This window comes from Streptomyces sudanensis (assembly GCF_023614315.1).
GTDB classification, from domain to species: domain Bacteria; phylum Actinomycetota; class Actinomycetes; order Streptomycetales; family Streptomycetaceae; genus Streptomyces; species Streptomyces sudanensis.
This window is the reverse complement of record NZ_CP095474.1, coordinates 2007758-2008149: the sequence shown is the minus strand read 5'-3', so window position 1 is coordinate 2008149 and position 392 is coordinate 2007758.

The following is a 392-nucleotide window of genomic DNA, read 5'->3' as shown; positions in this document are numbered from 1 at the left end:
GCCCTATGGCGCGGTGGGGCCGTGGCCGGGCGCGGGGGGTGCGCCGGGTCCGTCGAAGGGGCCGGGGCCGCCGAAGNNNCCGACACCCCTGGCCTGTCGGCGGGTCCGTGGCCCGGGGTGTCGGGGCCGCCGGACATGCCGGACGGCGCGGTGGGGCCGTGGCCGGGCGCGTGGNGCGCGCCGGGGCCGCCGAAGGGACCGGGGCCGCCGGTGGGGCGGTGGCCGGGTGCGCCGGGGCCGCCGAAGGAATCGGGTGCGCCGGGACTGTCGCCGGGGCCGCCGAAGGGGCCGGGTGCGCCGGGCGGGGCAGCAGTGGGTGCGCCCGGGCCGAACGCCGGGCCGCCGGGGCCCCGGCCGGGGTCCGTGCCCGGGGTCTCCGGAGGGGTCCGGCC